The 12,420-nt window shown below is 61.1% G+C and carries 13 protein-coding genes; 10 read left to right on the forward strand and 3 right to left on the reverse strand.

Annotated elements, in window-relative coordinates; all coding sequences use genetic code 11:
- Positions 1-687, reverse strand: a complete 687-nt coding sequence (locus K5X80_RS04540) for a Crp/Fnr family transcriptional regulator (protein WP_222559660.1) — start codon at positions 685-687, stop codon at positions 1-3.
- A gap of 85 nt (positions 688-772) precedes the next feature.
- Here K5X80_RS04540 and K5X80_RS04545 point away from each other — a divergent pair, with 85 nt between their 5' ends.
- Positions 773-1,630, forward strand: a complete 858-nt coding sequence (locus tag K5X80_RS04545) for a class II aldolase/adducin family protein (RefSeq protein ID WP_222559661.1) — start codon at positions 773-775, stop codon at positions 1,628-1,630.
- 11 nt (positions 1,631-1,641) lie between these two features.
- Positions 1,642-2,178, forward strand: a complete 537-nt coding sequence (locus tag K5X80_RS04550; protein WP_222559662.1) for a cupin domain-containing protein — start codon at positions 1,642-1,644, stop codon at positions 2,176-2,178.
- A 5-nt stretch (positions 2,179-2,183) separates the two neighbouring features.
- Here the strand turns inward: K5X80_RS04550 and K5X80_RS04555 are convergent, their stop codons facing one another.
- Entirely contained in the window at positions 2,184-3,035 is an 852-nt protein-coding gene (locus K5X80_RS04555; RefSeq protein ID WP_283249279.1) for a sigma-70 family RNA polymerase sigma factor, read from the reverse strand.
- Positions 3,032-3,484, reverse strand: a complete 453-nt coding sequence (locus tag K5X80_RS04560; protein ID WP_222559664.1) for a carboxymuconolactone decarboxylase family protein — start codon at positions 3,482-3,484, stop codon at positions 3,032-3,034. Before K5X80_RS04560 ends, K5X80_RS04555 begins: the two co-directional genes overlap by 4 nt.
- Positions 3,485-3,682: 198 nt before the next feature.
- On the opposite strand from K5X80_RS04560, the gene K5X80_RS04565 reads away from it, so the two are divergent.
- The 8 genes from K5X80_RS04565 (at position 3,683) to K5X80_RS04600 (ending at position 12,149) form a co-directional block, all read left to right on the forward strand.
- Positions 3,683-3,979 carry a plasmid stabilization protein gene (locus K5X80_RS04565; RefSeq protein WP_222559665.1) on the forward strand — a complete coding sequence of 99 codons (297 nt, stop codon included), beginning with the start codon at positions 3,683-3,685 and terminating at the stop codon, positions 3,977-3,979.
- 204 nt (positions 3,980-4,183) lie between these two features.
- Complete coding sequence (locus tag K5X80_RS04570) at positions 4,184-4,843, forward strand: FABP family protein (RefSeq protein ID WP_222559666.1); 660 nt, start codon at positions 4,184-4,186, stop codon at positions 4,841-4,843.
- A 212-nt stretch (positions 4,844-5,055) separates the two neighbouring features.
- Positions 5,056-5,871: a Coq4 family protein gene (locus K5X80_RS04575; RefSeq protein WP_222559667.1), complete on the forward strand. Its 816-nt coding sequence runs from the start codon at positions 5,056-5,058 to the stop codon at positions 5,869-5,871.
- 86 nt (positions 5,872-5,957) lie between these two features.
- Positions 5,958-7,019, forward strand: a complete 1,062-nt coding sequence (locus K5X80_RS04580; RefSeq protein WP_222559668.1) for an MDR family NADP-dependent oxidoreductase — start codon at positions 5,958-5,960, stop codon at positions 7,017-7,019.
- A gap of 67 nt (positions 7,020-7,086) precedes the next feature.
- Entirely contained in the window at positions 7,087-7,497 is a 411-nt protein-coding gene (locus K5X80_RS04585; protein ID WP_222559669.1) for a VOC family protein, read from the forward strand.
- A 393-nt stretch (positions 7,498-7,890) separates the two neighbouring features.
- Positions 7,891-10,188: a TonB-dependent receptor gene (locus K5X80_RS04590; RefSeq protein WP_222559670.1), complete on the forward strand. Its 2,298-nt coding sequence runs from the start codon at positions 7,891-7,893 to the stop codon at positions 10,186-10,188.
- Between the two features lie 68 nt (positions 10,189-10,256).
- Complete coding sequence (locus K5X80_RS04595) at positions 10,257-11,189, forward strand: NAD-dependent epimerase/dehydratase family protein (RefSeq protein WP_222559671.1); 933 nt, start codon at positions 10,257-10,259, stop codon at positions 11,187-11,189.
- 117 nt (positions 11,190-11,306) lie between these two features.
- Entirely contained in the window at positions 11,307-12,149 is an 843-nt protein-coding gene (locus tag K5X80_RS04600) for an IclR family transcriptional regulator (RefSeq protein WP_222559672.1), read from the forward strand.
- The last annotated feature ends 271 nt before the right edge of the window (positions 12,150-12,420 follow it).

Below are 12,420 nucleotides of genomic sequence, written 5' to 3' on the forward strand. Positions count from 1 at the left end.
TCAGGTGTTCGCAACCGCCTGCAATCCTGCCGGATCGCGCAGCAACAACCCACCATAGCGGATTTCGAGCAAGCCTTCGCGCGCAAAGGCGGCGAGGTGGGCATTCACCGTCTTGCGGGTCAGGCCGGTCATCTCGCCCAGCATCTGCTGGGACAACCGCAGCAGCGGCGTGGGGGCCCCGTTCATTCCGGCTGCGGCGACCAGCCGGGCCGCGATCTTCTGCCGGGGCGGGAGCGTGATCGCCTCGACCATCATCTGCATTGCCCGGCGTAAGTTGGCATAGGCGGAATTGGCGATCACGCGCCACACTTCCGGATAGCGTTCGGCCACCCGTTCCAGCATCGTTTCCGGGATATGCAGCAGCAGCGCCGGTTCCACACAGATTGCGGTGGCCAGCCGCGGGCCGCCGCTGAACCGGGTCGCATGGCCAAGCACCGCCCCTGTCCCGGCCTGGCCGATCATCACATCCCGGTCGCCGGGCGCGGTGCAATAAGTATGGAACAGCCCGTCCACCACGAGGAACAGCCCGCGTTGTTCGTCGCCTTCGCCCTGCGCCCATTCGCCCGCTTTCAACCGGGCAAGGCGGCCATGCGCGAGCAGGACCTCGGCCAGCGCGGGATCGAAGCCCTTGAGCCAGTCCGCATCGCGAAGCACTTGCAGGGCAAAAGCGTGAGCATCTCTTTTCATGTCTAGAATGTAACCAAAGTTACAATCATCCGCAAAGGGTTGGGATAAATTGCGCTGCACAGACAATCGGAGAGAGGAATAGGCGATGAGTGAAGGTCTTGGTGGCGACACCGCTCTTGCAACACGGCTGGATGCAGGATCGGCACGGGCCAACGGTCCGCTCGGCCTCGACCGGGAGGACGCCAGCCTCGACTGGCCCCGGCTTGCCCCGCTGATCCATCGGGAAGGCCGTTATCCCGTGCTGCCCCGCCTGACGCCGCGCCAGGAACTCGCACTGCTGTGCCGGACACTGTTCCGCGAAGGCTACAACGATCATATCGCGGGCCACATCACCTATCGCCAGCCCGATGGCACGCTGCTGGTCAATCCGTGGGAACTGGCCTGGGATGAAGTGACCGCCAGCGATATGGTCCGGCTCGATCACGATGGCCGGGTGCTCGAAGGCGACTGGAACATCACACCCGCGATCAACGTCCATCTCGACTTGCATCAGACGCGCGACGATATCGCGGTGGCGATCCACAACCATCCCGAATGGGGCTCGGTTTGGGCAGGCGCCCAGCGGATACCGCCGATCTATGATCAGACGTCCGCGATGGTCGATGGCGACCCGATCCTGTACGACGAATATCGGGGCACGGTGGAAGATCGCGCGGCAGGGCGCAGCGCGGTTGCGCGGCTGAGCGAAAGCAAGTGGGCTCTGCTGGCCAATCATGGCGTGCTCGTGGTCGCGCGGGATATTCGCCAGGCGCACCTGCGGGCAATCACGCTGGAATGGCGCTGCCGGCTCGCATGGCGGATCGAGGCGCTGGGCGGGGGTGTGCCAGTCGCGCCCGAAACGGCATACGGTATCGGCTCGCGCGCTGACAGCAGCGGGTTTCCGTTCATGTGGGAAGCGATGGCCCGCCGTGAAATCCGCCGTGACCCCGGCGTTCTGGATTGAGGAGCACACTTATGGAAAGCGAACGTCCCGCAGCCGCCACCCGCAATCGCATCACTCTGTTCCGCGCGGGCGAAGGAATCCCGCTCGATCACGAAACAATGCCATTTGCCGGGATGGACACGGAAACCATGGCCGGCCTTGCCCGCGTCATGGCGTCCGGCCCCAGGGCGGCCGATGGTTCGCACACCACGATCCTGTTCCAGTCGGGCGGCGAGCAGGGCGTCAGCCTCAGCCATGCGTGGTTCAAGAGTGGATTCATCTCCCCGCGCCACAGCCACAATGCGGATTGCATCTATTACATTCTGGCGGGGGAAGCGCATTTCGGCGCGGCCTGTCTTGCCAAAGGCGACGGTATCTTCGTTCCCGCCGATCATGGCTATGTCCTGACGGCGGGCGAGGAAGGGTGTGAACTGCTGGAATTCCGCAATGCGGCGCAGTTCAACATTCATTTCAAAGGCAACGACGATGCCCATTGGGAGAAGATCGCCCGGTCCTATGCCGACCATATGCCCGGCTGGGAAAGCGAAGTGCCGCCCTCGCGGCAATAGCTGCCTTAGTGGACGGAATCCGTCAGATGGCGCAGCTTTTCCGGGTTGCGCATAACATAGATCGCGCGGATCAGTCCGTCCTCGATCAGTAGGGCCGTGGTCTGCAGCATTCCGTCCGCTTCCCGGGTGACGAAGCCCGGCAGGCCGTTGACGAAAGCATAGCGTAGCAGTTGCGATGGGCCATGGCGCAGCCGCGCGATGGCCGCGTGAGCCCGCATGACTTCGCTTGCCCCCGCCATGATCCGGCCTGCGGCGGGGCGCTTGCCGCCGCCATCGGAATGAAACCGCACATCTTCGGCCAGCAGCGTGCCGAGATTGCCGAGCCCTTCGCCGCGCGAAGCTTCGAAGAACGCCGCGGCGATTTCCAACCCATGCTGCCGGTCGACGGTGTAGCGGGGCCGGTCCGTTCGCACATGCGCCCGCGCCCGGCTGGCGAGCTGGCGGCAGGCCGCGGCATCGCGGCCGATCGCAGCGGCGATATCCTCAAAGCTTTCACCGAAGACATCGTGGAGGATGAATGCAGCCCGCTCCAGCGGAGAAAGCCGTTCGAGCGCCAGCATCAGGGGCAAAGTCACGTCTTCCGCCGGTTCTTCCTCCACCACGGGTTCGGGCAGCCACGGGCCGCTGTAGCTTTCCCGCCGCACGCGTGCCGATTTCAGATGATCGAGGCACAGACGGGTGACGATCCGGCGCAGGAAAGCGGCGGGCACACGCACCGCCGCCCGGTCGCTCTCCGCCCATCGGAGGTACGCTTCCTGCACCACATCCTCCGCATCGCTCAACGAACCGAGCATGCGGTAGGCAACCCGGATCAGGTCCGGCCGGTGCGTGTTGAATGTGGCGGCGGTATCGATCATTTCCATCCCAGTTCCGGGGCATAGAGATTGAAGCCGACCGCCAACCGGTTCCAGCCGTTGATGACGTTGATCATCATAGTCAACTGTAGCTGTTCCTCCTTGCTGAACTGGGCATCCAGCGCTGCGTAGACGGCATCGGGTGCCCGCCTGGTGGCGATCTCTGTCAGATGTTCGGTCCAGGCCAGCGCCGCCCGCTCGCGATCACTATAGCACGGCGCTTCATGCCATGCGGCCAGCAGATGGAGCCGTTGTTCGGTCTCACCCAGCTTGCGGGCTTCGGCCGTGTGCATGTTGAGGCAATTGGCGCAACCGTTGATCTGTGAGGCGCGGATCTTGACCAGTTCGAGCAGCGATTTTTCCAGGCCGCACTCGCCGACTTGCGTTGCGAAGGCATACCAAGCTTTGAAAATGGCGGGTGACACGGTGTAGATATCGGCACGGGGTGTCATGGCAATAGTCCTTTCCTGTGGCGTGATGCCGACATGACGAGACAGCACAGGTTCGTGTGACATGGGGCGGGAACTTTTTTCCGAAGAGGCGGATGGAAACGGCGCGCCGTTTCCGCCGGAGTGAAGAAAACCGGCAACCAAAGTGTCGGTCACGCATTCCTTCAGCAACAGGGGCCATCGACCTGAGGAGAGAGAACGATGCCTCGCGGAGACAAATCGAGCTATACCGACAAGCAGAAGCGCATGGCCGAACATATCGAGGAAGGCTATGAAGATCGGGGTGTAAGCCACAAGGAAGCCGAACGCCGCGCCTGGGCGACCGTGAACAAGGAAACGGGCGGCGGCAAGAAGTCTGGTTCCGGCCGGGGAAAAGCGGAGAGCCACGCATCTGCGCGCAAAGGCGGGCGCAAGGGCGGCGCGAGCCAGACGCATGCCCAACGCTCCGCCGCGGCGAAGAAGGGGTGGGAAACCCGGCGCAAGCGCGGCAGCGCCTGATCGCTTGCTTGGATAAGGGCGCTTGTCGGGAACCCTGCCTCGGCTCGATCCTGCTTGATGGCCGCCCGCGCGCACTGTTGCCGTGGCCAGGTGTGCCAATCGGCGTGGAATTCGCCTTACCGGACTGGCGGCAAGGGGCTAAGCAGGGCAAAAGCAGCCGGAACCGGCCACGCCGGAATCCATCATAGGGGGATACGCGAATCCATGGACCTTCCCGAGGATATCTTCACTGAACCTGAAAACGTCGATCCCGATGCACTGGCCAATCTTGGCCCGCTGCGCCGCTTGGCCGGAATATGGGAGGGGAAAAGAGGCGTCGATCTCAATCCCAAGGCGGACGGTCCGGAACGGCGCGAATTCTACGAGCGGATCGAGATGCAGCCGATCGATCCGCAAACCAATGGCCCGCAATTGTTTTACGGCTTGCGCTACCACACGCATATCAATACGCTGGAGGAAGATATCACCTTCCACGATCAGGTCGGCTACTGGCTGTGGGAACCGGCCACCGGGCTGATTATCCAGACGTTGACGATTCCGCGTGGGCAGACGGCGATGGCCGCGGGCCATGCAAAACCGGACGATACCCGGCTGGTGCTGGAGGCGCAGCGCGGCCAGACCGAATATGGCATCTGTTCGACGGCGTTTCTCGAACAGGCTTTCCGCACCGATTCCTATAAGATCGAAGTGGAATTCCATGCCGATGGATCGTGGAGCTATGTCAGCGACACCACCCTGGTGGTGAAGGGGCAGGCGGAACCTTTCCTCCACCGTGACCGCAACACACTGGTTAAAGTGGGCGAGCCCGACATGAACCCCTGGCTGCGGATCGTTCGGACGCAGGGGAGCAAGGCCCCAGCCTGATATCGGGCATTGGCTGTGTGCCCATGCCGACCTTGCATTTCCCCGAACGGTATTTTACCGTTCGGGGAAATGCAAGGCAGCACACTAAGCGGGTTGTCGGCCATGGGCGAGATTGGTCTGATCTGACGGCGGCGCGCCTGCCGCGTTGCGATGGGCGCAGCTTTCGTCACTCGCATGGTAGGCTGCGCTTGCCCAAAGGATGGAGGCATTGGATGAATGATATTCCGTATCTGCTGCGCGGGGTAACGCCGGTAACGACCGAAAGCAGCGTCCTCGTCAGTTCGTCCAAGTACCTCAATCACCCGCGCATGCGGGACTGGATGTCGACCATTACGCTGAAGCGGAACGGGCCGGATCGCCCGGCGCAGGCGGAAATGTACGAGATTATTGCTATCCTCGATGAGATTCAGGACATGGATTATATCGAGGATCTCTTCGCCAAGGAACGCAAGGGCAATCCCGAACTCGACCGCTGGTTCAGTGAAGGGTTCATGTCCACTTACGGCGCGGACGATTTCAAGGATTACGCGGAAGGGACGCTGGGCTACATCTTCTATCGCGATGTGATTGCGAAGAATTTCGATCTGGTGATCTACGAGCAGGCCAAGCCTGAAACGCAGTACGCCTTTTTCCGCTATCGTTCGGGCCAGACGCACGATCTCGAACACATTATGACCGGCGGCGATTTCAATTATATGGGCGAACTGGTGCCCGCATGGGCGCGCATCACCACCCATTTCAAGCATTTCAGCCCCGAACTGGCGGGCGAGCTTTCCGTTCTCTCGATGTTCGTCAACTTGCGCTACACCGTGCGCACGATGCTGCATTATCCGCATGTCTGGCCGGTATGCCAGAACGCGGTGGAACGCGGTATGCGGGTCGGACGGGAATCGGGCCCGTTCTTCATGGCCCGTTATGAGGACGCTTTTGATCTGCCTCTGGAAGAAGCGCGGGCGAAGCTCGGCTATGTCGGCGCGGAATATGTCGATACCAGCGTGCCCTCCGCATCTTGGGCCGAACGGAGCTGATGGCCGGTGAACGCACGGGTTTGATAGCAAGGCCGGGCGATATGGGCGAAGACACGGTGAATCGATGTTGGCGGGTTGCATCACCCATGGGGCCGATCCCCGCGCCGGAAAATTTCGAACTGGTGACTTTGCCCATGCCGGAACCGGGCGAAGGGCAGGTCCTGATGCGGACGCATTATATCAGCATCGCCCCCGGAGTACGGCCGCTGTTGCCTTATGCGGGCGCGGAGCCCGATGTGGCGAACGATGGGTCCGCCGGGCGGGTGGATGCATCCGCCGACGCCCTGCCCGATCCCACCCGGATCAAAGTGGGTGAACGCATGCGCGCCGGAATTGTCCCGTCGATGTCGCCTTTTGCTGGGGGAACGGTGGGGCAGGTGATCGCATCCCGCCATCCCGGTTTCGCACCCGGCGATTATATCTTCGGGGGGCGGTACTGGCAGGATTATGAAGTGGTCGATGGCGATGCCTCGCTTCGGCTTGATCTGGCCGAACTTCCGATAGAAGCCGACCTTGCCGTCGTCGGGCGTTCGGCTTTCACCGGCTGGGTCGGCTATCGCCACTACTGCGCGGCGCGCAAGGGCGAAGTGATGGTGGTCTCGGCCGTTGCCGGGGCGGTCGGCATGCTGGTGGTGCAGATGGCCAAGGCCGATGGGCTGACAGTGATCGGCATTGCCAGCGGTGCGGAGAAATGCCGCTTCGTGACCGGCGAACTAGGGGCGGATGCCTGCATCGACCGCACGCAGGGCAATATCGGCGAAGCGCTTGACCGACTGGTCCCTGCCGGGATCGACATCTATTTCGACAATGTGGGCGGGGCAATCCAGCGCCAGGTGTTCGACCGCCTGAAGCCGTTCGGGCGGCTGCTCATCTGCGGGATGGCGGCGGAATATGGCGGTATGGAGCATAGCAGTCTGCCGACCGGCCTCATCCTCGCCAAGCGGCTGCGTATACAGGGCTTCGTGGTGCTGGACCATGATGACGAATATCCCCGGTTCCGCGCCGATATCGCAGCGATGTGGCGGGCCGGGCAACTGGTCTATCGGCAGGAAATCTACGAAGGGCTGGAACAGGCGCCGCAAGCCCTCGCAGCCTGCCTCACCGGCCGGAATTCCGGTGGGAAGATATTGGTGCGGGTTTGCGGGTGAGTTGGTGCCTGCTCATTTTTGCTGCATCTATGTTGCGCACAAAAATCGCGTGGGGGAGTGTCGCGGGATGAGCGTTGCCAATATCGATCATGTTGCCATCACCACCGGTGATCTCGATGCCTTCCTGCGATTCTACGCCCGCGTGCTGGGCGCGGTGGTTGAAGACGCGTTCGAGATCGATGGGCAGCGTTCGGTGGTTCAGCTGCGTGTCGGCGGGGCGATGCTCAATATCCATCGTCAGGGGCATAGCTTCCCGCTGGTCGCGCGGATGCCGACGCCCGGAGCAGTCGATATCTGTTTCCGCTGGGGTGCTTCGATTGCGGATGCCGTTGCGATGCTGGCGCGCGAAGAAGTACCCATTATCGAAGGCCCGGCCAAGCGCGTGTGTTCTGACGGCACGGTGGGTCAATCGGTCTATTTCAACGATTGCGATGGTAATCTGGTAGAACTCCTGTCCACGGTACAGGAAGAGCAATAGCCCCTGCTGCTTCTGTCGCCGCCGTTCCCTGCTGCACAGTAATAACTCCGCCGCCAATGCGTGAGCGGCGCGACGCCTAAACAGGCCGCCTCAGAATTGCCCTTGCTGTAAGGCTGCTGGCGATCTGGCTTCATGATTTTCCGAGGTTCCGGAATTGCCCGCCACGTGTTTGACCGCCGTGGGGAAGATGTGCTGGATGCCGATCCATATAATGAAGCGCAGATTGATGATGGGAAGTATTGGTGAAAATAACATTCGAAAGATTTTCGTAATTTTCACGTAATATACATTATAATTACGATTAAATGATAGATTTCAAGAGTCATATCCCATCGCGATTTGTAGTTATTTTGGTCATCTCTTCCGGAAGATGGGAGTGGGGAGGGGTATATGATGCTGCATAGGAAAATTGCTCTGTTGCTGTCCGGTGGTGCGGTGGTGCTGGCCGGCCCGGTTTGCGCGCAGACTGTAACGGCTGCGGAGAGCGTGGGGGTGGGCGATATCATCGTCACCGCGCGTAAGAAGGCGGAAAGCCTGCAGAATGTGCCGCTGTCGATCACAGGCATTGGGGCGGAGGAGATCGCCGACCGCGATATCAGTTCGATTGGCAGCATCGATACGCTGGCCCCATCTGTCTTTGTCGAAGCGGCCGCTGGCCCGACGACGAGCGGGGTCGTGGCGAATATCCGCGGAATCGGCGGCTCCGATTCCACCGGTGTGTCCGACTATCCGATCGCGATGTATATCGACGGTGTGTTGATGTCGCGGCCCAACGCGCTGCTGTTCGATATGGTCGATCTGGAACGGATCGAAGTGCTGCGCGGCCCGCAGGGGACACTGTTCGGCCGCAACACCACCGGCGGCGCAATCAACATCTTCACCAAGGGGCCTTCCGATACGTTCGGCGTGCAGGAAAAGTTGACTTACGGGACGGACAATCTCTTCAAGAGCCGGACCACGCTCGACACAGGGCAATGGGGGGATAGCGGGATCAGCGCCAAGCTGGCTTATTCGCACGAACAGCAGGATGGTTACGTCAAGAACAGGCTGAAGGACCACACGGCCGATCCCGGCGCGCGCAACAGCGAATCCGGCTTTCTCGCGATCCATGGCGATGTCAGCCCGGGCTTCACGATCGATATCCGCGCCGATGTGACCTCGGCCCGCAATGCGCCGATGATGCAGCAGCTTTCCGTGATCGCTCCGTTGCAATACAAATATTTCGGGCAGTCCGCGTCGCTCGGCGGCGCGCCGCTGATCGTCGAGGACAAATATCGCGAACACGTGACCGTGGCCAGTCAGCCACGCGGCAAGCAGACGATCTGGGGCACGTCGCTGACGATGCAGTACGAAGTGAGCCCCGCGCTGACGCTCAAATCGATCACCGGCTATCGCCGGTTCAAGGAAAGTCAGGCGGTTAACAACGGCGGGCAGGGCGAGTTGCGGGGCAGGCTGATCGACGGTTCGATCGGCCGGGTCTATATGTTCGATTATCCCGATCCCGCCCGCGCGCGCGATCGTCAGTTCTCGCAGGAATTCCAGGCGACCGGGACGCTTTCCGATTTCGATTATGTCGTCGGGCTCTACTACTTTGACCAGAAATACCGCAGCGCCACGACCCAGCGCTTCACTTATGTAGTGCCGTTCTCGGACACCGATGTGCGCGGTTCGAATCTGGTCAATTTCCGCAATTACCAGGCCCGGTCCAAATCCTATGCGGCGTTCACGCAGGTTTCGTGGAAGCCTGCGGCGGTCGACGGGCTCGAAGTTACCGGCGGGCTGCGCTACACGCATGACAAGAAGGAACTGGCGCAGGCCAATTACTACAACGGTGCGCCGCTTGCTCCGGGCCTTGGCAAGAGAAGCTGGAACAATCTGAGCTGGCTGGGCTCTGTCACTTACCGTTTCTCGCCCGAAGTGCTGGCCTATGCCCGCGTTTCCACCGCCTATCGTGCCGGGGGGTTCGATGCGGGCGGTTCGGGCAGGCCCAGCGGATATGATCCCGAAAAGGTCATTTCCTACGAAGTGGGGCTCAAGACCGACTTGCTCGACCGGCGGTTGCGGATCAACTTGTCCGGCTACATCACCGATTACAAGGACCTCCAGATCAGCCAGTTCACCGCCGGGAGCAATGGCGGCGGCACGCGGACAGTCAACGCGGGCAAAGTCACTTTCACCGGCTTCGAAGCAGAAGTGACAGCCATGTTGACTGATTTTCTCACTCTCGACGGATCGGTGGGCTACGTGCATCCGAACTACAAGACCTACCTCTATCGCGATCCCAAGACCGATCAGTTGATCAACGTCGCGGACGAGGTGCATCTGGCGCACGTTTCGAAGAAAACCGCCCGGATCGGCGCCGTGTGGGATATTGCAAAGTGGAACGATACGGGGCTCTCGCTCCGGCTGGACTATTCCTACAAGAGCAGCGCGCCCACGTTTCCGCTGGATCGGGTGAGCCCCTTCAATCCCTATATCCGGCGGACCGCGCAAAACGAATTGAGCGCGCGGTTGACGCTGAAAGATGTCCCGGTGGGTGATAAGCTGAATCTGACCTTTCAGGCCTTTGGCGACAATCTGCTGAATGAAAAGCGTGCGATCAGCGCGGTCGATTTCGGTTCGCTCGGCTTCGCCACCCGCACCTGGGGGCCGACGCGCCAACTGGGGCTGACGGTTATCGCATCCTATTGAAGTGGGTGAAGGGGCGCGTCTGCAAGGCGTGCCCTTTTTCCGGGTGCGGCAAGCGTGTTGGGAAGCCGATGATCGAAGGGCGCAAGATACTGGTGACGGGCCCGGCCGGGCAGATCGCTTTTCCGCTGGCGCGAGAACTGGCGCGCTGCAACGAGGTGTGGGGTGTCGCCCGGTTCAGCGATGAGGCCCGGCGCCGTGAATGCGAGGACGCCGGCATCAGAACGCTGCGTGTCGATCTTGCCGATCCGGACTTTTCGGAACTGCCGCGTGATTTCACCCATTTGCTGCATCTTGCGGCCACGATCAGCGGCGATGATTACGATCGGGCGATACGGGTGAATGCCGAGGGTACGGGCTTGCTGCTCTCGCACTGCCGCGCGGTGGAAGCGGCCTTGGTGATGTCCACAGTGTCGGTTTACAAACCGCATTCGGACCCTTGGCATCCCTTCCGTGAAGACGACCCGTTGGGTGATATCCTGTTGCCGGCGATGCCCACCTATTCGATCGCCAAGATTGCTCAGGAAGCGGTTGCCCGCTTTTGTGCGCGAGAGTTCAATATTCCCGTTACGATTGCGCGCATGGGGGCATCCTATGGTCCGCGGGGCGGCCTGCCGGTTCTTGTGGCGCGTGCGGTGGCGGGGAACAGGCCGGTCGTGACGCGCTGGGATCCGTGCCCTTATAATGTGATCCATGACGATGATATGCTGGCCCATGTCGGGCCTCTTCTCGATGCGGCGAGTGTCCCGGCGACAATCGTGAACTGGGCAGGGGACGAGATGATCAGCGTGCAGGATATCGCGGCATATGCGGGTGAATTGCTCGGTATCGCCCCAGCAATCGAGGTACGGCCAGTGCCGGGCGCTTCGCTTGGCTCGGGCGTGCACAACGGCAAGCGCCTTGCGATCACCGGCCCTTGCAAGGTGGACTGGCGGGATGGTATCAGGCGCTCGCTCGCTGCGAACTATCCCGGTCGCATATCGCCATCAGCAGGAATTTCTTGAGAGTGGCGGCAAAAATTTTCAACAAATTTGGAAAAAAACTTCAAAATATCGATTGATCCTGCTCTGGCGTGTGTTGGCGAAGGTTGCTACCGCAAGCCACTGAGGTGTTTTCGACGAATGGCCCAACAATCTCCCCCTATCGCACGCGCCGTTGCGGTTCTGAATTTTCTGGGTGGCCACACGGGTCAGGCCTTCACTCTGACCGAAATTTCCAAGGCTTTGCGGATCAGCAGTGCGACCTGCCACAACCTGCTCGGAGCGCTGACGGAATCGGGCTATGTCTATCGGACGGCGGCGAAAACCTATGTTCTCGGTCCGGCGGTATGCAGGCTGGCGGAAGGCGCTCTGGCACCCGAGTTGCTGATGCAGGTCGTCCGGCCGGAAATGCGCCAACTGGCCGATGAATTCGATGTCGTCTGTTCGGTATTCTTCCTCGATGGGGAGAAAGTTATCGTGCGCGAGCGGGCCGTGGCACTCTCGCATGTCGCGTGGAGCGCGCCGGGAAAACCGGTCCTGTCGTTGACCGCGCCGCTCGGAAACCTGTTTCTCGCCTGGGATGAAGCGCAGGTGGACGATTGGTTGAACGGCGCAAATCCGGCGCTGGGCGCGGAAGCCAGGGTTGTCCTGCGCAAGTCACTGGAATTTGTGCGCCAGCATCGATACGCCTTTGGCGTTCGCAAAGTGCCGCTCGATGGTTCGGAACGGGCGCTGGAATTGCAGGCGCAGGTCGGCAAGACAGACTATGCGCTGACCGAGATCGATCCTGCCGCCGACTACAATCTCGCCTATGTCGCCGCGCCGGTGTTTCGGCAGCCTGATCAGGTGGCTTTCGGGTTGAGTCTGGTGGGCTTCGACAAGCCTTTGAAAGGGGCTGCGGTTGCGGCGATGGGGGCGAAGCTGCGCACGGTCTGTGATCGTCTGGGCGATTTTCTCGCAGGCCGTGCATTTCCAATGCCCTGAGGCGGGGCGCGTGGGCACAGATTTCCGACCAGGCAAACATCCACTGCGCTGACGAAACGGCTCCGGAGCGCGGACGCACACACCCCGCATCGTGTCCGCCATCGGGATAAGCGGACGGCGATCCGCGAATCCTTCCCATTCTCCGCATGGGTTCCTCTCGCTGTTGAACGGCGTGCTCTTGCTGCTGTCGGGGGCGATCCGGCGGGCCATTTTTCCGTCCTTCCGGAGTTTTGACCTCAAATGGATAATCATTTTTCTATTATTGGAAAAA

Source organism: Caenibius sp. WL (assembly GCF_019803445.1).
In the GTDB taxonomy this organism is placed as follows: domain Bacteria; phylum Pseudomonadota; class Alphaproteobacteria; order Sphingomonadales; family Sphingomonadaceae; genus Caenibius.